Origin of the sequence: Xanthomonas hortorum pv. cynarae, assembly GCF_002939985.1 — a bacterium.
In the GTDB taxonomy this organism is placed as follows: domain Bacteria; phylum Pseudomonadota; class Gammaproteobacteria; order Xanthomonadales; family Xanthomonadaceae; genus Xanthomonas; species Xanthomonas hortorum_D.
Genome location: NZ_MDFM01000037.1, coordinates 1 through 26,012, shown reverse-complemented (window position 1 = coordinate 26,012; position 26,012 = coordinate 1). Strand labels below are relative to the sequence as shown.

The 26,012-nt window shown below is 63.2% G+C and carries 21 protein-coding genes and 3 pseudogenes; 9 read left to right on the top strand and 15 right to left on the bottom strand.

Annotation, left to right across the window (positions count from 1 at the left end):
• Positions 1 to 27: 27 nt before the first annotated feature.
• The gene (locus XcyCFBP4188_RS19515) at positions 28 to 1,956 is read right to left on the bottom strand and encodes an alpha-L-fucosidase (protein WP_104592668.1); all 1,929 of its coding nucleotides are present in this window, start codon (positions 1,954 to 1,956) and stop codon (positions 28 to 30) included.
• Positions 1,957 to 2,360: 404 nt separating this feature from the next.
• Between XcyCFBP4188_RS19515 and XcyCFBP4188_RS19510 the strand changes: the two are divergent.
• Positions 2,361 to 2,525: pseudogene (locus XcyCFBP4188_RS19510) on the top strand (transposase); the annotation flags it as partial.
• Positions 2,526 to 2,692: 167 nt separating this feature from the next.
• Here the strand turns inward: XcyCFBP4188_RS19510 and XcyCFBP4188_RS19505 are convergent.
• Positions 2,693 to 2,986, bottom strand: coding sequence for a hypothetical protein (locus XcyCFBP4188_RS19505; RefSeq protein WP_006449167.1), 294 nt, complete (start codon positions 2,984 to 2,986; stop codon positions 2,693 to 2,695).
• A 94-nt stretch (positions 2,987 to 3,080) separates the two neighbouring features.
• Here XcyCFBP4188_RS19505 and XcyCFBP4188_RS19500 point away from each other — a divergent pair.
• Positions 3,081 to 3,374, top strand: a pseudogene (locus tag XcyCFBP4188_RS19500) (methyl-accepting chemotaxis protein); the annotation flags it as partial.
• A 169-nt stretch (positions 3,375 to 3,543) separates the two neighbouring features.
• Here the strand turns inward: XcyCFBP4188_RS19500 and XcyCFBP4188_RS19495 are convergent.
• Together XcyCFBP4188_RS19495 and XcyCFBP4188_RS22945 are read right to left on the bottom strand one after the other, a co-directional pair.
• Positions 3,544 to 5,187 (bottom strand): DUF885 domain-containing protein, encoded by a 1,644-nt coding sequence (locus XcyCFBP4188_RS19495; protein ID WP_104592667.1) that lies wholly within the window; start codon positions 5,185 to 5,187, stop codon positions 3,544 to 3,546.
• Positions 5,188 to 5,193: 6 nt separating this feature from the next.
• On the bottom strand, positions 5,194 to 5,343 hold the full coding sequence (locus XcyCFBP4188_RS22945; protein WP_160113185.1) for a hypothetical protein: 150 nt from the start codon (positions 5,341 to 5,343) through the stop codon (positions 5,194 to 5,196).
• 406 nt (positions 5,344 to 5,749) lie between these two features.
• Here XcyCFBP4188_RS22945 and mutS point away from each other — a divergent pair, with 406 nt between their 5' ends.
• From mutS to katG, 3 genes are all read left to right on the top strand, one after another.
• A complete protein-coding gene (gene mutS / locus XcyCFBP4188_RS19490) occupies positions 5,750 to 8,305 on the top strand; it encodes a DNA mismatch repair protein MutS (protein ID WP_428977250.1) in 2,556 nt (851 codons plus the stop codon).
• Positions 8,306 to 8,623: 318 nt separating this feature from the next.
• Complete coding sequence (locus XcyCFBP4188_RS19485; protein WP_006449163.1) at positions 8,624 to 9,238, top strand: DUF937 domain-containing protein; 615 nt, start codon at positions 8,624 to 8,626, stop codon at positions 9,236 to 9,238.
• 372 nt (positions 9,239 to 9,610) lie between these two features.
• Entirely contained in the window at positions 9,611 to 11,857 is a 2,247-nt protein-coding gene (gene katG, locus XcyCFBP4188_RS19480; protein ID WP_006449162.1) for a catalase/peroxidase HPI, read from the top strand.
• Positions 11,858 to 12,185: 328 nt separating this feature from the next.
• Here the strand turns inward: katG and XcyCFBP4188_RS19475 are convergent, their stop codons facing one another.
• Entirely contained in the window at positions 12,186 to 12,593 is a 408-nt protein-coding gene (locus tag XcyCFBP4188_RS19475) for an RNA-binding S4 domain-containing protein (RefSeq protein ID WP_104592665.1), read from the bottom strand.
• 320 nt (positions 12,594 to 12,913) lie between these two features.
• Between XcyCFBP4188_RS19475 and XcyCFBP4188_RS19470 the strand changes: the two genes are divergently transcribed.
• Positions 12,914 to 14,389, top strand: a complete 1,476-nt coding sequence (locus tag XcyCFBP4188_RS19470; protein WP_006449160.1) for an MATE family efflux transporter — start codon at positions 12,914 to 12,916, stop codon at positions 14,387 to 14,389.
• A gap of 161 nt (positions 14,390 to 14,550) precedes the next feature.
• Here XcyCFBP4188_RS19470 and rplS read toward each other — a convergent pair whose 3' ends face one another.
• From rplS to ffh, 8 genes are all read right to left on the bottom strand, one after another.
• Complete coding sequence (gene rplS, locus XcyCFBP4188_RS19465; RefSeq protein WP_006449159.1) at positions 14,551 to 14,958, bottom strand: 50S ribosomal protein L19; 408 nt, start codon at positions 14,956 to 14,958, stop codon at positions 14,551 to 14,553.
• 144 nt (positions 14,959 to 15,102) lie between these two features.
• Positions 15,103 to 15,876, bottom strand: coding sequence for a tRNA (guanosine(37)-N1)-methyltransferase TrmD (gene trmD, locus XcyCFBP4188_RS19460; protein ID WP_006449158.1), 774 nt, complete (start codon positions 15,874 to 15,876; stop codon positions 15,103 to 15,105).
• Positions 15,877 to 15,945: 69 nt separating this feature from the next.
• Positions 15,946 to 16,458, bottom strand: a complete 513-nt coding sequence (gene rimM, locus XcyCFBP4188_RS19455) for a ribosome maturation factor RimM (protein WP_006449157.1) — start codon at positions 16,456 to 16,458, stop codon at positions 15,946 to 15,948.
• 41 nt (positions 16,459 to 16,499) lie between these two features.
• The gene (rpsP, locus tag XcyCFBP4188_RS19450) at positions 16,500 to 16,760 is read right to left on the bottom strand and encodes a 30S ribosomal protein S16 (RefSeq protein WP_006449156.1); all 261 of its coding nucleotides are present in this window, start codon (positions 16,758 to 16,760) and stop codon (positions 16,500 to 16,502) included.
• A 110-nt stretch (positions 16,761 to 16,870) separates the two neighbouring features.
• Positions 16,871 to 17,668: an aminotransferase class IV family protein gene (locus tag XcyCFBP4188_RS19445; protein ID WP_006449155.1), complete on the bottom strand. Its 798-nt coding sequence runs from the start codon at positions 17,666 to 17,668 to the stop codon at positions 16,871 to 16,873.
• Complete coding sequence (locus tag XcyCFBP4188_RS19440; protein ID WP_006449154.1) at positions 17,659 to 18,657, bottom strand: NAD(P)H-dependent flavin oxidoreductase; 999 nt, start codon at positions 18,655 to 18,657, stop codon at positions 17,659 to 17,661. Before XcyCFBP4188_RS19440 ends, XcyCFBP4188_RS19445 begins: the two co-directional genes overlap by 10 nt.
• 100 nt (positions 18,658 to 18,757) lie before the next feature.
• Positions 18,758 to 19,588: a DUF2314 domain-containing protein gene (locus XcyCFBP4188_RS19435; RefSeq protein WP_006449153.1), complete on the bottom strand. Its 831-nt coding sequence runs from the start codon at positions 19,586 to 19,588 to the stop codon at positions 18,758 to 18,760.
• 472 nt (positions 19,589 to 20,060) lie between these two features.
• Positions 20,061 to 21,437, bottom strand: a complete 1,377-nt coding sequence (gene ffh, locus XcyCFBP4188_RS19430; RefSeq protein ID WP_023903200.1) for a signal recognition particle protein — start codon at positions 21,435 to 21,437, stop codon at positions 20,061 to 20,063.
• A gap of 178 nt (positions 21,438 to 21,615) precedes the next feature.
• On the opposite strand from ffh, the gene XcyCFBP4188_RS19425 reads away from it, so the two are divergent.
• A complete protein-coding gene (locus tag XcyCFBP4188_RS19425) occupies positions 21,616 to 22,407 on the top strand; it encodes a cytochrome C assembly family protein (RefSeq protein ID WP_074056958.1) in 792 nt (263 codons plus the stop codon).
• A gap of 52 nt (positions 22,408 to 22,459) precedes the next feature.
• Here the strand turns inward: XcyCFBP4188_RS19425 and XcyCFBP4188_RS19420 are convergent, their stop codons facing one another.
• Positions 22,460 to 23,509 (bottom strand): aldose epimerase family protein, encoded by a 1,050-nt coding sequence (locus XcyCFBP4188_RS19420; RefSeq protein WP_104592664.1) that lies wholly within the window; start codon positions 23,507 to 23,509, stop codon positions 22,460 to 22,462.
• Positions 23,510 to 23,845: 336 nt separating this feature from the next.
• Here XcyCFBP4188_RS19420 and XcyCFBP4188_RS23500 point away from each other — a divergent pair.
• Positions 23,846 to 23,967: pseudogene (locus XcyCFBP4188_RS23500) on the top strand (phage tail protein); the annotation flags it as partial.
• Positions 23,955 to 24,368, top strand: coding sequence for a phage virion morphogenesis protein (locus XcyCFBP4188_RS19405; protein WP_104592663.1), 414 nt, complete (start codon positions 23,955 to 23,957; stop codon positions 24,366 to 24,368). The pseudogene XcyCFBP4188_RS23500 and the gene XcyCFBP4188_RS19405, both read left to right, overlap by 13 nt.
• Before the next feature lie 81 nt (positions 24,369 to 24,449).
• Here the strand turns inward: XcyCFBP4188_RS19405 and XcyCFBP4188_RS19400 are convergent, their stop codons facing one another.
• Positions 24,450 to 25,667 carry a S1 family peptidase gene (locus XcyCFBP4188_RS19400; protein ID WP_104592675.1) on the bottom strand — a complete coding sequence of 406 codons (1,218 nt, stop codon included), beginning with the start codon at positions 25,665 to 25,667 and terminating at the stop codon, positions 24,450 to 24,452.
• Between the last annotated feature and the right edge of the window lie 345 nt (positions 25,668 to 26,012).

The following is a 26,012-nucleotide window of genomic DNA, read 5'->3' as shown; positions in this document are numbered from 1 at the left end:
CGCATGGCCGCGCGGGAGCACAAGCGCTCATCGCAAGCGCGAGAACGCACCGATACCTGCGATAGCCAGCCGCTCGGCAGGCACCGCCGTCTCCGCGAACGACAACCGCAGATAGCGGATCTGGCGCACCTCAGGGAAATTCAAACGCTGGGTCGAGAGCGCATAGGCGATATTGGACAACTCGCCAGCGCCGGCCGGCTGCCAGCGCTGGCCATCTTCGCTGGTCTCGGCGCGATAACCCTTCGGTGGCGCCGCACCGTTCATCACCGTTCGCGAGGGCGTCAGGCTGAAACCGGCAACCTGACGCAGCGCGCCGAGGTCGATGGTCGCCTGCGCGGGATGGCCGGGCGTGGGCGCGGGCGTGATCCAGATCGTGCTGGCATCGTCGTCGAGCAACTTGTCCGCGCCGGGCGCGCTGGCCTCGACGATGCGCCAGCCAGCGGAGGACAACACATCCGGCGCGTTCGCCGTCGGCCGCGCGACCGGCACTGACGCAACGGCACGGAACAGCGCGAATTCGCTGATCGCCGGGCACACCGGCGCCTCAAGCACCACCAGGCGCACGCGACGTGCGGCAACCGGGCGATCCAGCCGCACGATGCGCTGTGCACCGATGCATTGCGCTTCGGCCAGCCGCCGCCATTGCCCATCGACCTCGGCTTCGACCGCGAAGCGGGTGACGCGCACACCCAGCGGCAGGTATTCGCGCAGCCGGATCAAGTCGAAGCTGTGCACCGCCGACAGCTCCAGCGTCAGCGTCGGCGTGGTGACGTCGTCAGGCGTAGACCAGTAGCTGTCCGGCTGGCGGTCGAGCACGCGCGCCGGCTCGAACCCAGGGCCACGCGATGCGCTGGCACTGGCCCTGGCGCCCTTGGCCAGATCGATGGCGAAGCTGGCGCGGATCGCGTCGCCGAAACTCTGCAGCACCGCCACATCGTGGTCGGGGATGCGGCCGCGTCGGTCGGGCGGCAGATTGAGGTTCATGTTGGTGCCGCGCGCGACGGAGGTGTCGAAATAGCGCACCAGATTCTCCGGGCTACGCACCTTGCCGTCTTCATCGGCGTGGTAGAACCAGCCCGGGCGGATCGAGGTGTTGGTTTCGGCCGGCCACCACAGCGCCCCCCCGCGCACGCCGGAATTGCCGTTTTCCTGGGTATACGGGGCATTGGGCATGGTCGGCCAGGATGGATCGCCGGCGATACCGTCCTCGTTGCCGCCCCAGCGGATATCGGCGCCGAGCGGGTCGAAGGTACAGGCCATCGGCTGATGCTGATGTACCAGCTCGATCATCCGTGGCCAGTTGTAGTACGCGGGCGCATCGATCTTGCGCGATTCGCGCGCTCCACCGTAGTAACCGTCGCCGCCGTTGGCGCCGTCGAACCAGAACTCGAACAAGTCGCCGTAGCCGGTGCAGAGCTCGACGATCTGCTTACGGAAATAGTCGAGATAGCCAGGACGCCCATACTCGGCGTGATTGCGATCCCAGGGCGAGAGGTAGATGCCGAACGCCAGGCCGGCGCGTCGACACGCCGCTGCCATTTCGCCGACGATGTCACCCTTGCCGTTCTTGTAGGGCGAGTTGCGAATGCAATGCTCGGTCAAGCGCGTCGGCCAAAGACAGAACCCATCGTGGTGCTTGGCCGTGAAAATAAGCCCTTTCAGATTGCCGGCCTTGGCAGCAGCAACAATCTGATCGGGTGAAAAATCGCTGGGATCGAATTTGCGCGGATCCTCGTCGCCGTAGCCCCATTCCTTGTCGGTGAAGGTATTCATCGCAAAATGCACGAAGGCGTATTGCTCCAACCGATGCCACCGCAGCTGTCGCTTGCTGGGCAGCGCACCCCACGGTGCCGGCCCGTTGGCGCGCGGCGCCTGCGCGATGCGAGCTGCCGATGCACTGAAGCTGGCAGTAGCGGCGACCACACCCGTGGCAAGAAAAGTACGACGATCGATCATTAGCGCCTCCGACTTTGCACAAGCTTCGATCTTAGCTTTTCCAACAGCGAAGAGTCGTCACTCCAAAGCAATAGACGGCTGTGCACGCACACGGGCTGCCCCCAGCACGGCCGGCGTTGAAGCGCATGCGAAGCAAGCCGCAAGCGTTCGTGGCTTGACGGCCGTGCCCCGGCCCAGTCTGTCGTGTTGGCGCTCGCAGTCCATGCATTTTCCGCACGTGACGCGAGCTCTGCGAACAAGACACACAATGGCTGGCCAACGACAACCAATAAAGACCGCACGACAGCTTGAGCGGGCTAACGCCTGTCAAGTTTTGTCATCAACATTGACCGTAGACTTCTCATTTTGGCTGGCACTGACTTGCTGGGAGTCCATAGATCGTGGCGTAGCAGCAAGTGATCGAGCTGCCCGAGCCCCACCCCCAGGTATCAGAACGCCCAGGCAGGCAGCCGTACGCACTAGCGGCGATGTTGCGGATGCATCTGCTATCGCGGCGGTATGCGTTGAGCGATCCAGCACTGGACAAAGCGCGGCACGAGATCCCCACCTTGCGTGGTTTCACCAAGCTCAAGCCGACGACACGCTTCAACTCGGCGGTTCCATTTGAACCTCAACGATCTTGGCGGGTTGTGTAGAGCTTCCACCATCGGCGCAAGCAAGCAGGCGTCAAGGAAATGCACGGCGCGCCGTCTTTCGCCTTCATTTTTGACGACAGCGAAAACGCTAGATCGTGCACCTATCGCAGATCCACATCACGCGGAAAGTAGCGGCGAAATTTTTCTTCCCAGGCCTGGAATTGTTCCAGCGTGTATTCATCCATTGGCCGTTCCACCGAGGCGACTGCCTTGTTCTGTGCAACGACTGCGATGCGCTGAGACGACAGTTCGTCCCATGCTTTTCTCAGGGCGACCGGATCTGGATGCGAGACCAGCATGGCTTCCAGTAGCGTGGCCTGCGCCACGCGCGCGGCGAGCAGATCGCTGAGTGCGTCGGTGACGGCCTGCATCCATTCCTGATTGCGGTTGTCCATGCGGCGTGTCGTACGTAATGGTGGGTTGGTGACTGTAGCGTGGCGGCTGCAAGAACACTGTGCAGTCGGCGTCGCCTCGCAGAGCGGCGACATCGTCAGCAAGGTCGCCCAACCCTCCGCGGCTGCGGCCAAGGAGATCAAGAGCCTGATCGACGATTCAGTCGAGCGCGTCGCCGAAGGCTCAGCACTGGTGCACAACGCCGGCACCACGATGGCCGAGATCGTCGCCAGCGTGCAGCGCGTCACCGACATCATGGGCGAGATTTCCGCCGCATCCCAGGAGCAGTCGGCCGGTAGCGAACAGGTCAACCTCACTGTCACCCGGATGGACGAAACCACGCAGCAGAATGCAGCGCTGGTGGAAGAAGCAACGGCTGCCGCACGCTCGGCTTTTTGACTCAAGCAATCAATGATTTCTCTGGGATTTGCGTCGGTACATATCGGCCCGACGTCAGCCCTGGTTTACTCAGGTAACTGCACCATTTCGCCGTTCGCCCTCCATGCGACTGCGATCAGCATGTGCCGCAAGCTGCCACGCAAGAGCACACTGGGCTCACCTATTTTGCCACCTGATGCGCTTTGACCTTCGCGATCCATTGGCGCACATGCTGCTGCAGCATCACCAGCGGCATGTCGCCATCACCGAGCACCGCAGTATGGAATGCGCGCAAGTCGAAACGATCGCCTAGTTCTTTTTCTGCTTCCGCACGCAGCGCCATGAATTGCAGTTGCCCCACCTTGTATCCCAACGACTGGCCTGGCCACACGATGTAGCGGTCGATTTCGAACTGCATGCTCGCCTCGTCGTCGGATGGATGCGCGTGGAAGAAGTCCACCATCTGCTGACGATTCCAGCGCTTGTAGTGCACGCCGGTATCCAACACCAATCGATTGGCGCGCAATAGATCAGCCGATAGCCGGCCGTAGTCGCTATAGGGATCTTTGTAGAGCCCGACGTCCTTGCCCAAGCGCTCGGCATACAGTGCCCAACCCTCGCCGTAGGCGTTATACCCACCCTGCTGGCGGAATGGCGGCAATGGTAGCGTCTGTGCAAGCGAGACCTGCAGGTGATGGCCTGGCACTCCCTCGTGATAAGCCATAGTTTCAACGTTGATCAGCGTACGGTGAGCGACGTCGCTGATATTGACTCTCAGCACGCCCGGCTTGTTGCTTTGCAGGTAGCGGGCGGGTGGGTATTTGCCCTGGAATGCCGGCATCGGCTCAACTTCCAGGGGCTTTTTCGGCACCTGCTCGAATAGGTTTGGGAGCTCCCGCTGCATTCCCGCGACGTAGTGACGGTATTGCTCCAGTAGCTGCTCACTGGAGGTCGCGAAGCGGCGCTTATCGGCTGCCACCGCCTTGCGGAAGCTGGCCAGGTCCGCATAACCCTGCGCCTTGGCAATGACGGTCATCTCGGCTTCGATGCGCGCAACCTCCTGCAGCCCGATCTGGTGGATTTGTTCAGGCGTCAGATCGGTGGTGGTCTGGGTGCGCACCAAGTATTGGTAGAGTTTCTCGCCATCAGGAAGCGACCACACCCCCTCCTGCGTACGTCCTTGGGGGGCGTATTCATTGCGCACGAACGCGGACAGCTTGGCGTAGGCCGGGCGAACCTGCTGGTCGATCACTTCAAGCAGCTGCTTCCTGAGCGCATCGCGCTGATCGGCGGGCACCACGCCGTCGAGTTTTTCCAATGGCGAGGCAAATGGGTTCTGCGCGCCACGCTGAGCCACGATTCCGTCAATCTGCTCGGGCACGCGCTCAAGCAGATAGCGCGGCGGCATCAGGCCATCCTTGGCGCCCTGCCGCGAGACTTCGATGACTTGATCGACCACCGCAGGAAGCGTCTGCAGTCGTTTGATGTAGTCCTGGTAGTCCTTGGCGGTGTCGAAGGGAAAGCTGTCGCTGTAGCCGGCAAGCGTGAGATGGATGCCTTGCATCGGTCCAGAGGCATCTCGTAGGTCTTCAGGTCGATACCGTCCAGCGTGTCGCGCAGCTGGCCGAGCATCATCTGCAGGCTGAGTTGACGTTGTTGGTCCAGCGCTGCGGCATCCACCGCTTCGAACTGCCTGAGCAGACTCGCTACGGCGCTGCGCTCTGCGGGCACGGCCTGTAGCGAGTAGTCGCTCCAGCGATCGTTGTAGCGCTTGTCGCCGATGGTGCTCGCGAACTCCGGGGCCTGCTTGAGCTGGTGTTGCCACTGCGCGTCAAGCAACGTCGAAGGCCTTGGCTGCCTGTTCAGCCGTCTGCCCGAGTGTTGAGGTTGCCGCCTTGTTTTCGGCAGGCGGCGCCGGCTTGCAGGCGGTGAACAACGCGGCCGTCAGCAGACCGACGGCAAGGGGACGTAGAAGATGCATGAATTACTCCAAGTAACACGTACGGTCCATGCGCAGCTACACGCATCAGCGCTATCGCAAACACACGAAATTTCTGCTCGCACACCACCGCCATGAGTCGTTCGCCGCACCGCGCGTGGCGCATTGTCGGCCGGGCACGAGGATTTTTAAGCCGGTGCGCTTAAACTTGCATCCGGGCCGCGCAGTCTGCCGCTCCAATGCAACACGCTGCTCTGGGCTCTCCCCCCCTGCGTCGCACCGTCGATTGATGCCGTCAACGGCGCCGCAACAGCGGCGCAACACGGAACTCGCTTGTCGCAGCGACCGCCCTGATCGACCGCACACCCTGGAAGGACGTTTCTTGCAAAACACTGATTCAAAAGACAAATCCAAGGCCACCAGCGGAGCAGTCGAGCACACCCCGCTGATGAAGCAATTCTTCGCCGCCAAGTCGGACTACCCCGACCTGCTGCTGTTCTTTCGTATGGGCGATTTCTACGAGCTGTTCTACGACGATGCGCGCAAGGCCGCGCGGCTGCTCGATATCACGCTGACCCAGCGCGGCAGTTCCGGTGGTGCGCCGATTCCGATGGCCGGCGTGCCGGTGCATGCCTACGAAGGCTATCTGGCGCGGCTGGTGGCGTTGGGCGAGTCGGTGGCGATCTGCGAGCAGATCGGCGACCCGGCGCTGGCCAAGGGCCTGGTCGAACGCAAGGTGGTGCGCATCGTCACGCCCGGCACGGTCACCGACGAGGCGCTGCTGGACGAGCGCCGCGACACGCTGTTGATGGCGATCTCGCGCAGCAAGCAAGGCTACGGTCTGGCCTGGGCCGATCTGGCCGGCGGGCGTTTTCTGGTCAATGAAGTGGACAGCGTGGATGCGCTGGAAGCGGAAATCGCGCGCCTGGAACCGGCCGAGCTGCTGGTGCCCGAAGAAGACAACTGGCCGGAATTCCTGCGCGGCCGCGTCGGCGTGCGGCGTCGGCCACCGTGGTTGTTCGACGCCGATAGCGGCCGTCGTCAGCTGCTGGCGTTCTTCAAGTTGCACGACCTGTCCGGCTTCGGCATCGACGACAAACCGTGTGCCACTGCGGCGGCCGGCGCGCTGCTCGGCTATGTCGAAGAAACCCAGAAGCAGCGCCTGCCGCATCTGACCTCCATCGCGATGGAAGTGGCCAGCGAAGCGATCTCGATGAACGCGGCCACGCGCCGGCATCTGGAACTGGACACGCGCGTCGATGGCGACACCCGCAACACCTTGCTCGGTGTGCTGGACAGCACGATCACGCCGATGGGCGGGCGCCTGCTGCGGCGTTGGCTGCACCGTCCGCTGCGGCTGCGCGAGGTGTTGGTGCAGCGCCACCACGCGGTCGGCAGCCTGATCGACACCGGCGCCGATGCCGACGTGCGCGAGGCCTTCCGCGCGCTTGGCGATCTGGAACGCATCCTCACACGCGTGGCGCTGCGCTCGGCACGCCCGCGCGATTTTTCCACCTTGCGCGATGGCCTGGCGCTACTGCCGAAGGTGCGCACCATCCTCGCGCCACTGGATTCGCCGCGCCTGCAGACGTTGTACGCAGAACTCGGCGAACACGATGCCACCGCGCATCTGCTGATCAGCGCAGTGGCCGAACAACCGCCGCTCAAACTCAGCGACGGCGGCGTCATCGCCACCGGTTACGACGCCGATCTGGACGAGTTGCGCCGGCTGTCCACCAATGCCGATCAATTCCTGATCGACCTGGAACAGCGCGAACGCGCCAGCAGCGGCATCGCCACGCTCAAGGTCGGCTACAACCGCGTGCATGGCTACTACATCGAGATCAGCAAGGGCCAGGCCGAGAAGGCTCCGCTGCACTACAGCCGCCGGCAGACGCTGACCAACGCCGAGCGCTACATCACCGAAGAACTCAAGAGCTTCGAGGACAAGGTGCTGTCGGCGCGCGAGCGCTCGTTGTCGCGCGAAAAACTGCTTTACGAAGGTCTGCTCGACGCACTCGGTGGCGAGCTTGAAGGCCTCAAGCGCTGCGCCAGCGCATTGAGCGAACTGGATGTGCTGGCCGGGTTCGCGGAACGCGCGCAAGCGCTGGATTGGTCGCAACCGGAACTGGACAGCGCACCGTGCCTGCGCATCGAACGCGGTCGCCACCCGGTGGTGGAAGCGGTGCGCGACCAACCGTTCGAACCCAACGATCTGGACCTGCACACCGACCGCCGCATGCTGGTCATCACCGGCCCGAACATGGGCGGTAAATCGACCTACATGCGCCAGAACGCGTTGATCGTGTTGCTGGCGCATATCGGCAGCTATGTGCCGGCCAGCCGTGCAGTGATCGGGCCGATCGACCGCATCCTCACCCGCATCGGTGCCGGCGACGATCTGGCCCGCGGGCAATCCACCTTCATGGTGGAAATGGCCGAAACCAGCTACATCCTGCATCACGCCACGCCGCAATCGCTGGTGCTGATGGACGAGATCGGCCGCGGCACTTCCACCTACGACGGCCTGGCGCTGGCCGACGCGGTTGCGCGCCACCTGGCGCATACCAATCGCTGCTACACGCTGTTTGCCACGCATTACTTCGAGCTCACCGCACTGGCCGACGAATCGCATGCCGGCGGCGCCAGCGGCATTGCGAACGTGCATCTGGATGCGGTCGAACACGGCGAACGCCTGGTGTTCATGCATGCGGTCAAGGACGGCCCGGCCAATCGCAGCTTCGGCCTGCAGGTCGCTGCGCTGGCCGGCTTGCCCAAGGCTGCGGTCACCCAGGCGCGTCATCGTCTGGCCGAACTGGAACAACGCGGCGGCGAAAGCCATGTCGCGCAGATGGCCCCGGCCGCATTGGATGCGCCGCAGCAGTTCGGCCTGTTCACCGCGCCCTCCTCTGCTGCGCAAGAAGCACTGCAGGCGCTGGACCCGGACGAACTCACGCCCAAGCAGGCGCTGGAGGCGCTGTATCGGCTGAAGGCGTTGCTGTGAGTGCGGGGATTGGAGAGTCGGGATTTGGGATTCGTAACAGCGGCGCTTGCGGATCCGTTGCGGCGGCAGGGTTGGGTGGTCGGTCGAATGCTGTTTTGCAGGGATTGGGTATTCGTAACGGCATGGCTGCATGACCGACGCGTGCGGCCCGGCTAAACCATTACAGTTGCAGGTTTGAGTATTTGCTTGAACGCTGCCCTGCAATAGCGCCGGCTCGCGCGACATCATGCTGCACGGTGACGCACGCCCCGCGGTTTGCTCTGCTGCCGCGACAGGCGCACCCTGCCTCGACGTTTTGTCCAACCGGAGAGCACACCGATGACCACGTCCGCCTCGTTGACCGATCAACTGGCCGCACAACTGCAGGGCCCGCAGTTGCAGCAACTCGCCAGCCGGCTCGGCATCGCGCCCGAGCAGGCGCAATCGGCGGTGCAGACCGCCCTGCCCTTGTTGATGGGCGCACTGGGCCGCAACAGCCAGCAGCCCGGCGGCACCGATGCCTTGTTGGGCGCCCTGCAGCGCGACCACGCCGGCAGCCCGGACATCGGCAGCCTGCTCGGCTCGCTGCTGGGCGGCTCGGCCAGTGGTGCGCAGGGCAATGGCGCCGGCATCGTGAGTCATCTGTTCGGCGACAAGGCACCGCAAGCGGCTGCGGGCCTGGGCAAGGCCACTGGACTGGAAACCGGCAAGGCCAGCCAACTGCTGCAACTGTTGGCGCCCATCGTGATGGCGTATCTGGCCAAGCGCTTCCTCAGTGGCACGACGACGGCCAGCAGTCAGCTCGGCCCGGCCTTGGCACAGGAACGCCAGCAAGTCGGCAGCAATAGCGGCGTCAGCGGCCTGCTGAGCAGCGTGCTGGATCAGGATGGCGACGGAAAGCTGGGCCTGGGCGATGTCATGAAACTCGGCAGCAGCCTGTTCGGCAAGCGCTGACAGGTCGCTGCCGTGCGCCTGGGTTCCGCCCAGGTGTCTCCTCCTCAACCATAGCGGCACGCTATCGATATGGTTGAATAATTCGAATTCCCCAACCGATCGATGCTCCTTATCGTGTGCACACGCCGCCACGATGAGTCCGCCTGATGCGCAGCTCCGCCAGTCACATTCCGGATACCGGCCTATACCGGCCCCTGCGGGCAGGCGCTAGCATCGGCACACGCGGCACCGATGCTCGATGACCCCACGGCCGCATGTGCGCCTTCGATCGATCACCATAGCTGACGCATTGCCCACCACTTCGACTCCACCAGCACGTGTCCGCAGTTTCGGCACACAGCTCCCCAAGTGCTCACGCACACAGGTATTGCCATGACAACCGAAGCAAAGTGCCCGTTCAATCACGCCGTCGTCGGTACCGGAACCACCAACCGCGATTGGTGGCCCAAGCAGCTACGTGTGGATCTGCTCAGCCAGCATTCGAGCAAGTCCAACCCGCTGGGCCAGACCTTCAATTACGCCGAGGCGTTCAAGCGCATCGATCTTGCTGCGCTCAAACAGGAACTGCGCGCGCTGATGACCGATTCGCAGGACTGGTGGCCGGCCGACTTCGGCCATTACGGTCCGCTGTTCGTGCGCATGGCCTGGCATAGCGCCGGCACCTATCGCATCGGCGATGGCCGTGGCGGCGGTGGTCGCGGCCAGCAGCGCTTCGCACCGCTCAACAGCTGGCCGGACAACGTCAGCCTGGACAAGGCGCGCCGCCTGCTGTGGCCGATCAAGCAGAAGTACGGCCAGGCGATTTCCTGGGCCGATCTGATGATCCTCACCGGCAACGTCGCGCTGGAAAGCATGGGCTTCAAGACCTTCGGTTTTGCCGGCGGCCGCGAAGACACCTGGGAGCCAGATCAGGACCTGTACTGGGGCCGCGAAACCAAGTGGCTGGGCGGCGACGACCGCTACTCGCGCGGCTCGCCGGGCGTGGACGAAGCGCACGGCGTGCTGGTGAAGGACGACGACAGCGAAGTGCCGCACACCCGCGATCTGGAAAACCCGTTGGCCGCCGTGCAGATGGGCCTGATCTACGTCAATCCGGAAGGCCCGGACGGCAAGCCCGACCCGGTGGCCTCCGCGCGCGACATCCGCGACACCTTCGCGCGCATGGCGATGAACGACGAAGAGACCGTGGCCCTGATCGCTGGCGGCCATACCTTCGGCAAGACCCACGGCGCCGGCCCGGCCGACAACGTGGCCGCCGAGCCGGAAGCCAGCGATCTGGAAAGCCAGGGCCTGGGCTGGCACAACAGCTACGGCACCGGCAAGGGCGCAGACACCATCACCAGCGGCCTGGAAGTCACCTGGACCACCACCCCGGCGCAGTGGAGCAACGACTTCTTCGATCACCTGTTCAAGTTCGAGTGGGAACTGAGCAAGAGCCCGGCCGGCGCGCACCAGTGGGTGGCCAAGAATGCCGACCCCATCATTCCCGATGCGCACGATGCCTCGAAGAAGCACCGGCCGACCATGCTGACCACCGATCTGGCGCTGCGCTTCGACCCGGCCTACGAAGCGATCTCGCGTCGCTTCCACGAACACCCCGACCAGTTCGCCGACGCCTTCGCCCGCGCCTGGTTCAAGCTGACCCACCGCGACATGGGTCCGCGTTCGCGTTACCTGGGGACCGAGGTGCCGAGCGAAGAACTGCTGTGGCAGGACCCGGTGCCCGCCGTCGACCACCCGCTGGTCGATGCGCAGGACGCCGCTACCCTCAAGCAGACCATTCTCAACTCCGGCCTGAGCGTGGCGCAGCTGGTCTCCACCGCGTGGGCATCGGCATCGACCTTCCGCGGCTCGGACAAGCGCGGCGGCGCCAACGGTGCGCGTCTCCGCCTAGCACCGCAGAAGGACTGGCAGGCCAACCAACCCGAGCAGCTGGCGCAGGTGTTGGGCACGCTGGAGCGCATCCAGGCCGAGTTCAACAGCGCGCATGCCGGCGGCAAGCAGATCTCGCTGGCCGACCTGATCGTGCTGGCCGGTAACGCCGCGGTCGAACGCGCCGCACACGCGGCGGGCCACAGCGTCACCGTGCCGTTCGCGCCGGGCCGCACCGACGCCTCGCAGGAGCAGACCGATGTCGAATCGTTTGCCGTGCTCGAGCCGGTGGCCGATGGCTTCCGCAACTTCGCCAAGCGCAGCTACGCGGTGCCGGCCGAAGCGCTGCTGATCGACAAGGCGCAGTTGCTCACTTTGACCGCGCCCGAGTTGACCGTGCTGGTCGGCGGCCTGCGCGTACTCGGCGCCAATGTCGGCGACTCGAAGAATGGCGTGTTCACCACCCGTCCCGGCGTGCTGAGCAACGACTTCTTCGCCAACCTGCTCGACATGCGCACCGAGTGGAAAGCCACCTCCGAAGCGAAGGACCTCTACGAAGGCCGCGACCGCAGCACCGGCGAACAGAAGTGGACCGGCACGCGTGTGGACTTGGTGTTCGGCTCCAACTCCATCCTGCGTGCGGTCGCCGAGGTCTACGCCAGCGCCGATGCACAGGAAAAGTTCGTGCACGACTTCGTCGCTGCCTGGACCAAGGTGATGCAGCTGGACCGTTTCGATCTGGCGTAACAGCGGCGATAAGGACGACAGCACTCGCCACCAGGCGGGTGCCGTCGTTGCTCGGGGCGGCACTTGCCACGCGTGCTATTGCGAATGCGCGACCCGCGCGCGACTGACGATTGCTGGCTACTTTTGCCGCCCAATCAACGTGGCATCGAGAAGCTTGCATCGAGCAAGCCCTCGATCTCGGATTGCGGTTGCGGTTGCGGTTGCGGCGATGTTGGTTTCCACGCGTCAAGCGCAACACAGGTAGATGACCGCATTAACACAAACGCCCCGAATCACCGGGGCGTTTGTGTTTCCATCATTCCAGACACAGCACGACAGCCACACCTCGCTACAACGCGTCGATATCGCCCAACGCAGTGATCAGCCGACGTGCACGCTTGTCCGGTTTGCCGATAGGTGCACGATAGCCAGTGCGTTCGGCCACGCGCTGCAGCCGCCACTGGGTGCGTCCCTCGCGTGAGGCATCGCTTTCCACGTACAGCGCCTGCGCCACCGGTGCCGGTCCGCGCAGGTCGCTGAGCGCGGCAACCGTGATCTCGAAGATTTCACCGCCACGGTCGATGCGCAACTGCTCGCCCTGGCGTACCGCACGCGACGGCTTGGGCCGCTGGCCGGCGACATCCACCTTGCCGTTGTCCACCGCCGTCTTGGCCAGGCTGCGGGTCTTGAAGAAGCGTGCTGCCCACAGCCACACATCCAGCCTGACCGTCGTCGCTTGTTCCACCAATTGAGTCATCGCGTTGTGCTTGCCGTTGGGTACATGGGATGCATGCCGGTGTGGTCATCTCGCTGCATCGGCGCGGTGCAACCGGCTGCATCGAGCGAGAAATATCTGGGCAACCGCGCTGGAACTCAAGCGCCACCGCCGGCCAGACCCAGCCCGCCTGCCCGGCCCTGGCTGACTGATACAGGCAGAGCTGCATAGCGCGTGTGGTGCCCCGTAATATCGGCATGGCGAGCTCGCTCTTCTGCGGCTGTTGAGATTCGCCAGGCGACCGCACGCGGCACACACGCCAATGCTAGTGTTCGCAGCTTCCGCACCACGGCGTGTCTGCGATGCCCAAATCCGCTGTCCTGACCGAAGGCCCGATCGGCAAGAATCTGCTGCTGTTCGCACTGCCGATCCTGGCAGGCAATATCGCCCAGTCGCTCAACGGCTCGATCAATGCGATCTGGGTGGGCCGCTACCTCGGCGAGGCGGCACTGACTGCCGCAGCCAACGCCAACAGCATCATGTTCTTCCTGATCGGCTCGGTGTTCGGCATCGGCATGGCCTCGACCATCCTGATCGGCCAGGCGATGGGCGCGCGCGACATCGCGCAGGCACGCAAGGTCATGGGCACCAGCGCCAGTTTCTTCGGCGGCCTGTCGGCAGCGATTGCGGTCTTCGGCTGGTTTCTGGCCCCGCATCTATTGACCGCAATGGGCACGCCGCCGGCATCGCAGACATTGGCCGAGGAGTACCTACGCGTCATCTTCCTGGCGATGCCGCTGATCTATGTGTTCGCGTTTTTGTCGGCGGCACTGCGCGGCACCGGCGATGCGCGCACACCGTTCCGCTTCTTGCTGGTGTCGGTGGTGCTGGACATCGTGTTCAACCCATTGCTGATTTTCGGTCTCGGCCCGTTTCCGGCACTCGGCATTGCTGGTGCGGCCTGGGCCACGCTGCTGGCGCAGGTGGTCGCACTCGGCGGTTTGTTGCTGTATTTACGCAAGAAACGCCATGTTCTGTGGTTGGGGCGCGGCGACCTGCAGCTGTTTCGGATCTCACCGACGATCCTGCGCGCGCTTATCGTCAAAGGCGTGCCGATGGGCCTGCAGATGGTGCTGATCTCGCTGTCCATGATCGCGATGATGACGCTGGTCAACGGCTTCGGCACCGACACTGCAGCCGCTTACGGCGCAGCGCTGCAGCTATGGACGTATGTGCAGATGCCGGCGATGGCACTGGGCGCTGCCTGCTCCACGATGGCGGCGCAGAATGTGGGTGCCGGTCTCTGGAACCGCGTCGATGCGACCGCACGCACCGGCATCGTCGCCAACTTTTTGATGACCGGCATTCTGATCGTGCTGCTGATCCTGTTCGATCACTGGACGCTCGCGCTGTTCCTGCCGACCGACAGCCCGACGCTGGAAGTGGCGCGGCATCTCAATCACATCGGCATCTGGTCGTTCCTGCTGTTTGGCGTGAGCTTCGTCATTTCCGGCGTGGTGCGCGCGACCGGCGCGGTGATCCCGCCGCTGCTGATCCTGGCATTCGGTCTATGGGGTGTGCGCGTGCCGCTGGCGAACGCCTTGATCCCGCATCTGGGAGCCGACGGCATCTGGTGGAGTCTTCCGATCAGTTCGGTCTGCTCGATGCTGCTGTCGCTGGCGTATTACCGCTGGGGCGGCTGGCGCAAGGCGCGCATGTTGACCACGCCTGCAGATCCGGCGGAGCTAGCGGCCGCTGCGGAGGTTCCGGCACACCCGGCCTCGCCGGTCGCCGATACGGCACCGTTGACGGAATTGCCGAGGCCTCGCCAGCGCTGATATCGACTGGCTGTGCGGAGAACAGACGCTCGCGCGCCCACACGTTCCCGCGAACGTTGTGGGATCACCACCTGCAGATTCCCGAATTCCGATTCCCATAACGCAAACGGCCGCCCGAAGGCGGCCGTTTGGCAGTGGCAGAAACAACCTGCCAGTGTGACTTACTGAGCCTTGGCAGCAGCCTGGCGAGCAGCCTTGGCCTGCGCAGCGGCGGCCAGATCTTCCTTGATGCGGGCAGCCTTGCCTTCCAGACCACGCAGGTAGTACAGCTTGCCGGCGCGGACCTTACCGCGGCGCTTCACTTCGACCGAGTCGATGATGGCGCTGTGGGTCTGGAACACGCGCTCGACGCCGAAGCCGTGCGAGATCTTGCGGACGGTGAACGCGGAGTTCAGGCCGGCATTCTTGGTACCGATCACGACGCCCTCATAGGCCTGCACGCGCTCGCGATTGCCTTCCTTCACCTTGACGTTCACCACAACGGTGTCGCCCTGGTTGAATTCCGGCAGCTGGCGCTGAATCTGGGCGGCTTCGAAGTCAGCCAGGATGGTCTTGTTGAGTTTGCTCATGATGGGCACCGCGTGTCTGGTGATATTGGACCGGCAGTCGCCGCACGGCGATTGCTCGAGGTTCGTAGGAGGGCCAGACGCAAGGCTGGCCAGCAAGCCGCATATTGTACCCCAATCAATGTTGCAAGAGCTAGGGGTGAGCCCTTATTTGTCGTCGCCTGGTTTATCGTCGTCTGAGGCGAGTTCGCGACGAAACTCCTCCAGCAAGCGGCGATCGTTCTTGTCCAACCCGGCCTCGTCGAGCAGATCCGGGCGACGCAGCCAGGTCCGGCCCAGCGACTGCTGCCGACGCCAGCGCGCAATTGCAGCGTGATTGCCCGAGCGCAGCACGTCCGGTACATCGCCCCAGTCGTGGGTCGATGGATGGCTGTAGTGCGGGCAGTCCAGCAAGCCTTGCGGGCCTTCGAAACTGTCCTGGGCCGCAGATTCGGCGTCATTCAACACGCCTTCCTGCAACCGCGTCACCACATCCACCAGCACCGCTGCACCCAACTCGCCACCGGACAACACGTAGTCGCCGATGGAGATTTCCATATCCACCGCCTGCGCCAGAAACCGCTCGTCCACGCCTTCGTAGCGCCCGCACACCAACACCATACGTGGCAACTGCACCAACTCGCGGGCGAGCGGCTGGGTGAGCGGCCGCCCCTGCGGGCTGAGGTAGATCACCGGTGCAGGACGCGTGTCTGCAGCTTGCACCGCAGCCAGACAGGCCCGCAACGGCTCGATCAACATCACCATGCCGGGCCCACCACCGAACGGACGATCGTCCACACGGCGGTAGTTACCCTGCGCATGGTCGCGCGGATTCCAGCCCTGCAGTTCCAGCAAGCCACGCTCCTGCGCCCGCCCGATCACGCCGAACGCCGCGCATTGCGCGATGAACTCGGGAAACAGGCTGATGACGTCGATGCGCACTGGGGAGTCGGGAATCGGGAGTGGGGAATGGGTAAAGCAAGAGCGGAGCGGCGCGATGCGCCATTCCGATCAGAAATCCGGATCCCAGTCCACCACGATCAAGTTGGCTTCAAAGTCGACCGACTTGACGAAATCCGGCAGCACGAACGGCACCAGCCGCTCGCGATCGCCGCGCACCACCATCACGTCGTTGGAACCGGTGGAGAACAAATGCGACACCGTGCCGAGCTTGACGCCCTCGACGGTTTCCACCTGCAACTCTTCCAGATCCACCCAATAATATTCATCGGGCTTGGGTGGCGGCAGCACGCTGCGCGAGACATAAATCTCGATCCCGTGCATGGCTTCGACGGTGTCGCGATCGGAAACACTTGGGAATGTTGCGACCAGATGCTTGCCCTGATCGCGCCCGCGCGCTCCGCTCAGTGTCGACTCCTCACCCGAGGGCGTACGCAGAATCCACGGTTGGTACCGGAAGATTGCGCTACGCGGCTCGGTCCAGGACTCGATCTTGAGTTCGCCCTTGACACCGAAAGCGCCGGCAACCCTGCCCAGCAGGATACGGCGCTCGGTCTGTTTCATCTGCGTCAGCTAGGCCGAGCGATGCGCTCGGCCCTCCCAAATCAGGCCGCAGCGGCCTGAGGCTTGGATGCTTCGCGATACAGGTTACGCACCTTGTCGGTCAGCTGTGCGCCCTGGCCGACCCAATGGTCGACGCGCGCGATGTCCAGCACGACGCGCGGTTCTGCGCCCTGGGCAACCGGGTTGTAGTAACCCAGACGCTCGATGTTGCGGCCGTCGCGCGCGCTGCGCACGTCGGTCACGATGATGTGGTAGAACGGACGCTTCTTGGCGCCGCCGCGGGTCAGTCGAATCTTGACCATGGTGTCGTTTTCCTGAGTTGCCCAGTCGCCAGAGTGGCGCGGTAAGCCGCCGATTATAGCGGGCCCCGGCGGCGAAGCCAACCCACCCGCTGACCGTCCAGCGACAAGTCTCAGATCGCTTGCCAGGCATGGGTTTGCAGGGCCTGCTCCAGTAACGGCAGCTGCGCTGCATGAGGGCCCCAGCGGGCCGGCCCCATCGCCACGATCGCCTGCTGCCCGCGCGCATTGCAGGCGAAGGCGCCATCGAAACGATCCAGTTCGTCCAGTTGCACCGGCCGCCGAATCTGGCTGATCCCCAGCGTTTCCAGCCCGGTCTGCAGCAATTGCTGACGCGTTCCCAGCAAGGCCGGGCCCTGCGGCCAGACCACGCCGCCGCGCTCCCACAAACCCAGATTCCAGAACGCGCCTTCCAGCACCCTGCCCTGCGGATCCTGCAACACGACATCGTCGTGATCGGTATTCATGGCCAGCCGGCGCAGCCGCAACAGCGGAAATGTCCCGACATGCTTGAGCTCGGGCTGATCGCGTACATAGCTGGTCACCTGCACACGCAGCCCGGTCTCGGGCATGTCCGCTGGCGGCGACACCGCAACCAGCACGTCCAGCGCGACCTCGCGCAAGGGATCGCGAAAGTCGTAATCCTGCGCGAACACGGTGACGCGCAGGCTGGCATCGGCCATTGCCGAGGCTTCCAGCGCGGCGTGCATTTGCAGACGCACTGCCTCCTGCGCCAGCTCCATGCCGAACAGCGCGCTACTGCCCTGCTGTAGGCGCTGCAGATGCAGATCCAGCCCGAGCGCGGCACTGCTGCGCACCTGTAGCGTGGTGAAGTGGCCGTAGTTGATCAGCGCGGCAGCCCCGAGCTGCGCCGCGCTGGCGGGCACGCCATTGCAGAAGATCACCGACATAACAGCGCCTGCGCGTTCGCCCACCACTGCGTTACCACCTGCGCGGCGGGCTGCGCGGGCGCCATCCAGGCCGATTGCCCGGCCCAGGCCTGCATGGCATCCAGGCGGTTGTCGCGCGCGGCGGCCTGGCGCATCGGCGCGGTCAGCGCGCGCTGCACCGGATACGGCACTGGCGGCGGCGCATCTGCAGCACTGGCGGCACGCAGATATGGCGTGATCAGCGCACGACCCAGCCGGCCGGAGAATGCACGGGTCGGCTGGGTCTGTTCCGGTTCGGCCTGCGTCAGTGCCTCGGCCCAGGCGCTCGGCAGCGCAGCCTCGGGCGTACGCAGCAGGCCGGTACCGATCTGCACTGCACTTGCGCCCAGTGTGAGCGCCGCAGCAATGCCGCGTGCGCTGGCGATGCCGCCTGCGGCGATCACCGGGATGTGCAGGTGATCGACCAATCGCGGTAACAAGGCGAACAATCCGGTCGTCTGGCGCTCGGCCTGACTGGCATCGAAGGCGCCACGATGCCCACCGGCTTCGGCACCTTGTGCGACCACCGCCTCGGCACCTGCTGCCTGTGCCGCAAGCGCTTCGTCCAGTGTGGTGGCGCAGGCGAACCAGGCGATGCCGGCAGCCTTCAAACGCGCAACCTGATCGGGCCGGAACAGCCCCATGATCGATGAGGCGACTGCAGGACCCGCGGCGAGCAAGGCATCGAACTGTGCGTCGAAGTCGGCTTGCGTTGCGTCGCCAGCGGCTGCAGAAACTGGCGGCCCCCACTGCGATAGAAATTCCCGCATGCGCGCTTCCGCATCTGCGTTGCGTACCGGTGCAGGATCGGGAATCCATAGATTGATCTGCGCGGGTCCGGCACTTGCTTCACGAAACGCCGTCATCCACGCCATGATCTCCTGCGGCTGCGACAACACCGCACCCATCGCGCCCATGCCACCGGCTTCAGCAACCGCCGTCGACAACGGCACCGGGCAGGCGCCGGCCATGGGGCTGAGCAGAATGGGAGCGCCTAAGCCAAAACGCCGGCAAAAACGCGCGACGTTTGCGTACGGGCCATCCGACGCAAGCGACGGTGTCACCGACACCTCAGTGATCGCCTTCGAGAAGCTGCACGATTCTGGGCCATTGCATCTGTCGAGCCAGATCCAATGCCGTCTTGCCCGATGGCGTGCGCAGCGACGCATCCGCGCCGTGCTTCAGCAACAATGACACCGGTTGATAGTTGCCCGCCAAGGCATCGCGCTGCAACAGCGTCCAACCGGCGTCGTCGCGGAAATGCACCATGTCCGGCTGATCGCGCAGGCCTTCGCCGAACTTTGCGCCCATGTTCTCGCTCATCGGATGCTCGCGCTCGGACGGAGTCTGTTCCGTTGCAGCGACCTGAGCCGGCTTGCTACCGAACATCTTGCCGAACAAGCCGCTTTTGCGCTCCGGCACAGGTGCAGGCACAAGGCGCACTACGCTCGGCTCACCGAAGTCCAGGCCCCACGCAGCGTCGTGCTCGGCGCGTTCGTCCTGCGACATCGTGCGACGCATCGCTGCAATGGTATGGCCGCCGTAGACCTGGCCATCGACTACGTACATCCAGTCTTCCAGGTCGGTGATCGGTGCAGACACGGCGTCACCGGCAGTGAGTCCTGCGATCCATTCCGGATCGTTGAGCAGGCTGCCGGAGACCTGCTCGCCATCGAACTGCACGTCGGAGATCCAAATATGCTCGTGCGAAGGCGCATCAGTCGCGGAAGCATCGGTGGCGAAAGGCAGTTTCACTGCCGCCATCTCCAGGCCCGGCACGATGCGGCGATATTCCCAGGACAGTTCGCGCCAGAAAAACTTGAAGGTGTCGCGCGCTGCGGCGTAGGCCGCCTGCAGTGCAGCGTCTTCATCGTTTGCGAAATACATGCGGTTATCGGTCATGGTTACCTCGACGAAGAGCCGCCTACAAAACTACTTCACGTCAGTCTAATGCAGGCCGGCTGATCTGCGGCATGGCTGCAGGGCCCTTGCCGGCCCACCATCGCGGGACACGCCGCAAGTACGTCCATGTAGGCTCTTACGCGGCATCCATGCCGCGTAAGGTCCCGCGACGGTGGGCGGGCAATGACCAGTCAAGATGGTCGGTTCTCAAAGCAACCGACTCACTCTCTGGTGCGGTGTCCTCGCCGATTGCGGGACCGTGTGGCGGCATGGATGCCGCCACCGAGCCCCCAGGGACGGGTTCACGGCGTGTCCCGCGAGCGGTGAGGGCACCGCGCGCTCGACCAACTCAGCGTTTGACCTGGGCGTTTGACTGCATCCACGCAATCGCAGCTGCATCTGCGCGATGCCCTGCATTGCCAGTGCAGGCCCAGTGCGGCGGCACGGCGGCCGCGTCAGCGCATTACTGAACTCAGCGGAACGGCATGCCGCCGCGGCCGCCCATGGCGCCCATCATGCCCTTCATGTTGCGCATCAGGCCTTTCATGCCGCCGCCGGCCAGCTTGCCCATCATCTTTTCCATCTGCTGATACTGCTTCATCAGCTTGTTGACGTCGGCCGGCTGCATGCCCGAGCCGCGCGCGATGCGCGAGCGGCGCGAGCCGTTGAGCAGCGCCGGGTTGCGGCGCTCTTTTTTGGTCATCGAATTGATGATCGCGATCATGCGCGGCACTTCCTTGCCGGTGACCTGCTGCTTGACGTTGTCCGGGATCTGGCCCATGCCCGGCAGTTTGTCCATCAGCCCATGGATGCCGCCCATGTTCTGCATCTGCTCGAGCTGTTCCTTCATGTCGTTGAGGTCGAACTTCTTGCCCTTGGCGACCTTGGCGGCGAGCTTGGCAGCCTTTTCCTGATCGACGCTCTGCTCGACCTGCTCCACCAGCGACAGCACATCGCCCATGTCCAGGATGCGGCTGGCGACGCGGTCGGGATGGAACACGTCCAGGCCGTCGGTCTTTTCGCCGGTGCCGACGAACTTGATCGGCTTGCCGGTGATGTAGCGCACGCTCAGCGCGGCACCGCCACGGGCGTCGCCATCGGTCTTGGTCAGCACCACGCCGGTCAGCGGCAGCGCTTCGCCGAAGGCCTTGGCGGTGTTGGCCGCGTCCTGGCCGGTCATCGCATCGACCACGAACAGGGTTTCGGTGGGGTTGACCGCGGCGTGCAGCGCCTTGATCTCGTCCATCATCGCCGCATCGATCGCCAGGCGACCGGCGGTATCGACTAGCAGCACGTCGACGAAGGACTTGCGCGCGTCGCTGATGGCGGCGCGCACGATGTCCACCGGCTTCTGCGAGGCGTCGGAGGCGAAGAACAGCACGCCGACCTGTTCGGCCAGGGTCTTGAGCTGCTCGATCGCAGCCGGGCGATAGACGTCGGCCGAGACCACCATGACCTTTTTCTTACGCTTTTCCTTCAGGTGCTTGGCGAGCTTGCCGACCGTGGTGGTCTTGCCCGCACCCTGCAGGCCCGCCATCAGGATGATCGCCGGCGCCGGCACGTTGAGGTTAAGGTCGGTGGCGGCCGCGCCCATGACCGCGGTCAGTTCGTCGCGGACGATCTTGATCAGCGCCTGGCCCGGGGTCAGCGACTTGAGCACCTCCTGACCGACCGCACGCACCTTGATGCGTTCGATCAGCGCCTGTACCACCGGCAGCGCCACGTCGGCTTCGAGCAATGCGATGCGCACTTCACGGGTGGCTTCGCGGATGTTCTCCTCGGTCAGGCGGCCGCGGCCGCGCAGGCGCTCCATGGTGCCGGAGAGACGTTGGGTAAGGGACTCGAACATGCGCAAAGGACCGCGTGAGGGGAAACGGGCGTCGATTATAGCGGCACAGGCCAATCGGCCGCCCTGCCCGGCTGGGCAGGCCCGCTCTTCCGATTCCCGATTCCCGATTCCCGATTCCCGATTCCCGATTCCCGATTCCCGATTCCGGCGCCAGCCCCCAGTGTGCGAAACTTCCACGATGACAATCGTTCTCATCGCGTTCGCCCTGTATCTGTTGGCCACCGCGCTGCTCACCCGTTCGGTGCTGCGCGATGGCAACCAGGCGCCTGCACGCTGGCTGATACCGGCGCTGGCGGCAGTGGCGCTGCATGCCGGGTACCACGTGCTGGTGGCATTCCGCACCGCCGGCGGGCCGGACATGCACTTCTTCGCGGCACTATCGCTGTGCGGGCTGGGCATGGCCGCGCTGACGGCGGTGTTCGGCGGGCGCGGGCGCATGGCGGCGGTGGGCGTGGTGGTGTTTCCGCTGTCGGCGATTCTGCTGGCCTGCTATCACGCTTACGGTCACGAGCCGAGTTCGGATCTGGGCTGGCGCCTGGAGCTGCACGCGTGGATGGCGCTACTGGCCTACGCCACGCTGGGGATCGCTGCGCTGCTGGCGATCATGCTGTGGTTGCAGGAGCGCGCACTGCGCCGACGCGACTTCCACACCTGGCTACGTGCGCTGCCGCCGTTGACCGAGCTGGAGACGCTGCTGTTCCGCACGATCACGGTGGGCTTCGTGCTGCTGAGTCTGACCCTGCTGACCGGCCTGCTGTTCGTGCAGGATTTTCTGGCGCAGCGGCTGTTGCACAAGACCGTGCTCAGCATCCTGTCGTGGATCGTGTTCGGGGCGCTGCTGATCGGCCGCTGGCGCAATGGCTGGCGCGGCACTAAGGCGGTGCACTGGACGCTGACCGCGATGGTGCTGCTGGTGCTGTCGTTCTTCGGCAGCAAGTTCGTGATCGAGCTGGTGCTGGGGCCGCGCTGATGGCGTTGGCTTCAGGAGCGTCCTGGCCTCAACGTGGTTGCGGTACCCGCGCTCAGGCATCCAGCGCAGCGCTCACCGTGGCCCAGGGCTGATCCGGGCCAGCGCTGGCGAAGTGATAGGCGATGCGGCGGCGGTAGATCTCGCCTGGCCGCAGGATTGTCGACGGGAAGTTGGGGTGATTGGGCGCATCCGGGTAGTCCTGCGGCTCCAGACACACGCCGCGGCCCAGGCCGGGATGATGTGCGTCCAGATGCTGGCCTTCGTAGAGTTGCACCGCCGGTGCATCGCTGGTGATGCGTAGCGCCACGCCACTGTGCGGCGAATACAGCTCGGCAACGCAATCGGCGTCGGCTGCCAGCACCAGGCATTGGTCGTAGCCTTTGCCTAGCACCACTTGCGGATGCGATGGATCAGTGTTGTCGGACAACGCGGCAGCAATGCGGAAATCGAACGGCGTACCGGCGACCGAAGCGATCTCGCCGGTTGGAATCGATTCCGCATCCACCGGCAGATAACGATCGGCCGGCACGCGCAGCACCTGCTGGGCGGCACGGTGATGCGGGTCGCCGGACAGGTTGAAATATGGGTGATGGGTGAGGTTCAACGGGGTAGCGGCATCGCACTGCGCCTCGAAGTCCAGCTGCAGCTTGCGTCCCTCCAGCTGCAGCCGCGCACGCACCTGCAGATTGCCGGGATAGCCTTCTTCGCCATCAGGCGAGTCGTAGCCGAGCAGCACCTGATCCGGCGCCTGCTCCAGCACGCGCCACACACGCCGCCCGAAGCCGCGTAGGCCACCGTGCAGCTGGTTGCGCCCCTCGTTGGCCGCCAGCGTGTGAGTGACGCCATCCAATGTGTAACGCGCCCCGGCGATGCGATTGCCGAAGCGGCCGACCAGGATGTTGAGGCTATCGCCGTCGGCGGCGTAAGCAGGCAGGTCCGGCAAGGCCAGCAGCAGCGGCACGACGCCTTGCGCCGTGGTCAGCCGCAGCGCATGCAGGATGCCGCCATAGGTGAGCACTTCCGCCTCCAGCCCAGCCTCGCTGCGCAGCGTAAGCGCGTGGACCTCGACACCGTCTGGCAACTGCCCGAATAAGCGCTGCATGGATCGTCCCGCCGATAGTGGAAGCTGGCGAGCATAGCGGGAGAGCGCCGCCGCCGACCATGCCGATGCGCGCATCTTGACGCTAGCACTCGCTTTCCAGGGCAACTAGCACCGAATGGGCGTGCAGACCGGGCTTGCCGGTGGACGAGCAGCCGGGTCTGCTACTGCAGATCTAGCCAAGTGCAACGGGTGCAGCGGCGCACTGGCAAAACAACGGTCTGACCGTCCTGGTCGACACGGGATTGCCGGTACCGTAGCCGACCACTACACCAGCTGCCACGCCACCGCCGCGTAGCTGAGCGCGCTGCAGGGCTGGATCGATCTGCACGCACCGGAGCCGTGAATCTGTCGATCAAGTAGCGCTGCCCGAATGCGTGGTCGTGACCGCGAAGGATGGCGGCGGCTACGACATCACCCATGCGCCCGAGCCGGTGATCGATCCCACATGGATGAGCTGACCGCGCTGGAGAACTGGGCCTCGCCACTACTGCCGGGCGAACGTCGCATACTGGCCCGCAAGATCGGAACGGAGTTGAGGCGCTCGCAAAGCCAGCACATCGGCAAGCAGCAGGCGCCCGATGGCACGCCATACGCGCCGCGCAAGCAGCAGCTGCGGCAGAGGTCCGGACGCATCAAATGCGCCAAGATGTTTGCCAAGCTGCGCCAGGCCAAGTACTTCAAGGTTAGCGCCAACCCCAGCGCTGCGAGCGTTGGATTTGTGGGACGCGTCTCACTCATTGCACGCGTGCACCAGGAGGGGCTGCAAGAGCGGGTGCGAAGAGATGGCCCAACAATCCGTTACGATAGGCGCGTACTGTTGGGTTATAGCTCAACAGACTTTAGATCTTGTAAAAAATAATCTTAGATCAAATCACTGTATTATCCGAATGATGATCCTATTTTGATCGACAAAAAAATAGAAAATTTAATGCAAATGCTGCTAGAAGAGGCGTAGTCCAGAGTCGAGAATTTTTCCGATCCGCATATATACGAGTAATCCGCACTGCCCGGGATTAGCACCAGAAAAAGCAGCGGATTTGACGATGCCATATGCAGTAAATCCACTCCAAACAGGACCACCACTGTCACCGCCGAAGCATGCCAATTCGTCTCCGACCATTGCCATGTACGCCGAGCTATCACAATCTTGACCATTACAAGATTTCGGAGGGAATCCAAAACTTGTAGCCGAAACAACCCCACAAGAAAATCCCGTATTTACACCGCGATGGCAAAGGCGCTGACCAACGCTAGCGGTGCCTGAATACTGGATAGCTTGGATGCCTGTCGAATAAACATTCGAACCAGTTATTGATGAAGATGCTGTGTAACCAATGCCCGGATAACCATGCCACTGCAAATCGTGACCAGCATCGTATATCTCTTTTTTAAAATCCAAGATTGCAACAACCTGTCCAGCCTGCCCAGCTGGAACCCAATTATAATAAACCATAGTGTCTGGGCAATGACCAGCCGTTAATACACCTAACGTCTTTGTCGCAGTTTCTCTGACCATGAATCCGCTAGTACATTGACTTCCGTCAGAGCCCTGAAGTATATTTCCGCCACGTAAATAAGCCGCTTGACGTAAAGGTCCGGGCAGGAACTCAATTCGCACCGGATTTCCAAGTACCTTCTCGAGAGCTGGAATCTCCTTCTTTATACCAGCCTTTTCCGACTCTGGAACAGAAACGTATAAAACTATTTGACCTGTTTTCTCATCATATAAATTGCCTTGCAATCCGGGTAAGCTTTTAAACAAGGCCTCCTGATTGCTGCTGATTATTTGCCTCACTTCTTCTGCAGTCTTGCTAGCGCCGAGCCTTATAATTACAGGCACTTCGCCAAAGGACGTTGAAATTTTTGCAGGAGACGCTTTCTCGCTCCCCTTCAATCTAATAACGAATCGAAACTCAGGAGTCTCCTCCCAATATGCGCCCGCAAGGCGTCCGCTGTAGCGGCGAGTCAGCGCAGCCAAATCTTTCTCCGAGTTTTCTTGAATGTTAATTCGCCTAGCCGCCTCAGCAGTCGATATCATCGCGCTCTTTGAGTAAGCTTTAGTCTCTTCACTCTCAGCTGTCACATGTCGCACTTGAGCAGTTGAATTAAATGAAATAAAGCTAAAGCTTAAACAGGCAATTTTGAACAAATTTTTCATCCTAATCTCCCTGGAAATTTCCCCCTGTAGCGGCTGTATAACATACACCTACTTATAGGTCAATCCATGTAGACCGGGTATTGAAGCGGACTGGAGAAAGATAATGATGCCGGCGCTTTTTCCACACCTGAGCTTATGTCAATACTATTTTCCTCAGGCAATCGTGTCGCGTCTGATTGCATTTTACAAAAATCATATGACTTTAAAGATGAAAAAAGCCGCATAACCATAGGAGCATTAGAAACCGGCATTACAAATGGCCCGGCGGCTTCAACTCCGATTCGCAACACCAACGGTTGTGAAGTGGCCCAGGCGACCTGACTTGAGCGACTTCACCGCCAAGTG

Excerpts from the sequence above, each read along its gene's own strand:
- rimM (WP_006449157.1), bottom strand. The coding sequence starts at position 16,458 with ATGAAACAGACCGAGCGCCGTATCCTGCTGGGCAGGGTTGCCGGCGCT.
- XcyCFBP4188_RS19435 (WP_006449153.1), bottom strand. The coding sequence starts at position 19,588 with ATGACCGATAACCGCATGTATTTCGCAAACGATGAAGACGCTGCACTG.
- XcyCFBP4188_RS19420 (WP_104592664.1), bottom strand. The coding sequence starts at position 23,509 with ATGCAGCGCTTATTCGGGCAGTTGCCAGACGGTGTCGAGGTCCACGCG.
- rplS (WP_006449159.1), bottom strand. The coding sequence starts at position 14,958 with ATGAGCAAACTCAACAAGACCATCCTGGCTGACTTCGAAGCCGCCCAG.
- XcyCFBP4188_RS19405 (WP_104592663.1), top strand. The coding sequence starts at position 23,955 with ATGGATGAGCTGACCGCGCTGGAGAACTGGGCCTCGCCACTACTGCCG.
- XcyCFBP4188_RS19485 (WP_006449163.1), top strand. The coding sequence starts at position 8,624 with ATGACCACGTCCGCCTCGTTGACCGATCAACTGGCCGCACAACTGCAG.
- ffh (WP_023903200.1), bottom strand. The coding sequence starts at position 21,437 with ATGTTCGAGTCCCTTACCCAACGTCTCTCCGGCACCATGGAGCGCCTG.
- XcyCFBP4188_RS19400 (WP_104592675.1), bottom strand. The coding sequence starts at position 25,667 with ATGAAAAATTTGTTCAAAATTGCCTGTTTAAGCTTTAGCTTTATTTCA.
- XcyCFBP4188_RS19470 (WP_006449160.1), top strand. The coding sequence starts at position 12,914 with ATGCCCAAATCCGCTGTCCTGACCGAAGGCCCGATCGGCAAGAATCTG.
- XcyCFBP4188_RS19445 (WP_006449155.1), bottom strand. The coding sequence starts at position 17,668 with ATGTCGGTGATCTTCTGCAATGGCGTGCCCGCCAGCGCGGCGCAGCTC.
- katG (WP_006449162.1), top strand. The coding sequence starts at position 9,611 with ATGACAACCGAAGCAAAGTGCCCGTTCAATCACGCCGTCGTCGGTACC.
- XcyCFBP4188_RS19475 (WP_104592665.1), bottom strand. The coding sequence starts at position 12,593 with ATGACTCAATTGGTGGAACAAGCGACGACGGTCAGGCTGGATGTGTGG.
- XcyCFBP4188_RS19440 (WP_006449154.1), bottom strand. The coding sequence starts at position 18,657 with ATGGCCGGCGCCTGCCCGGTGCCGTTGTCGACGGCGGTTGCTGAAGCC.
- XcyCFBP4188_RS19515 (WP_104592668.1), bottom strand. The coding sequence starts at position 1,956 with ATGATCGATCGTCGTACTTTTCTTGCCACGGGTGTGGTCGCCGCTACT.
- XcyCFBP4188_RS19505 (WP_006449167.1), bottom strand. The coding sequence starts at position 2,986 with ATGGACAACCGCAATCAGGAATGGATGCAGGCCGTCACCGACGCACTC.
- rpsP (WP_006449156.1), bottom strand. The coding sequence starts at position 16,760 with ATGGTCAAGATTCGACTGACCCGCGGCGGCGCCAAGAAGCGTCCGTTC.
- XcyCFBP4188_RS19425 (WP_074056958.1), top strand. The coding sequence starts at position 21,616 with ATGACAATCGTTCTCATCGCGTTCGCCCTGTATCTGTTGGCCACCGCG.
- mutS (WP_428977250.1), top strand. The coding sequence starts at position 5,750 with ATGAAGCAATTCTTCGCCGCCAAGTCGGACTACCCCGACCTGCTGCTG.
- XcyCFBP4188_RS22945 (WP_160113185.1), bottom strand. The coding sequence starts at position 5,343 with ATGCATCTTCTACGTCCCCTTGCCGTCGGTCTGCTGACGGCCGCGTTG.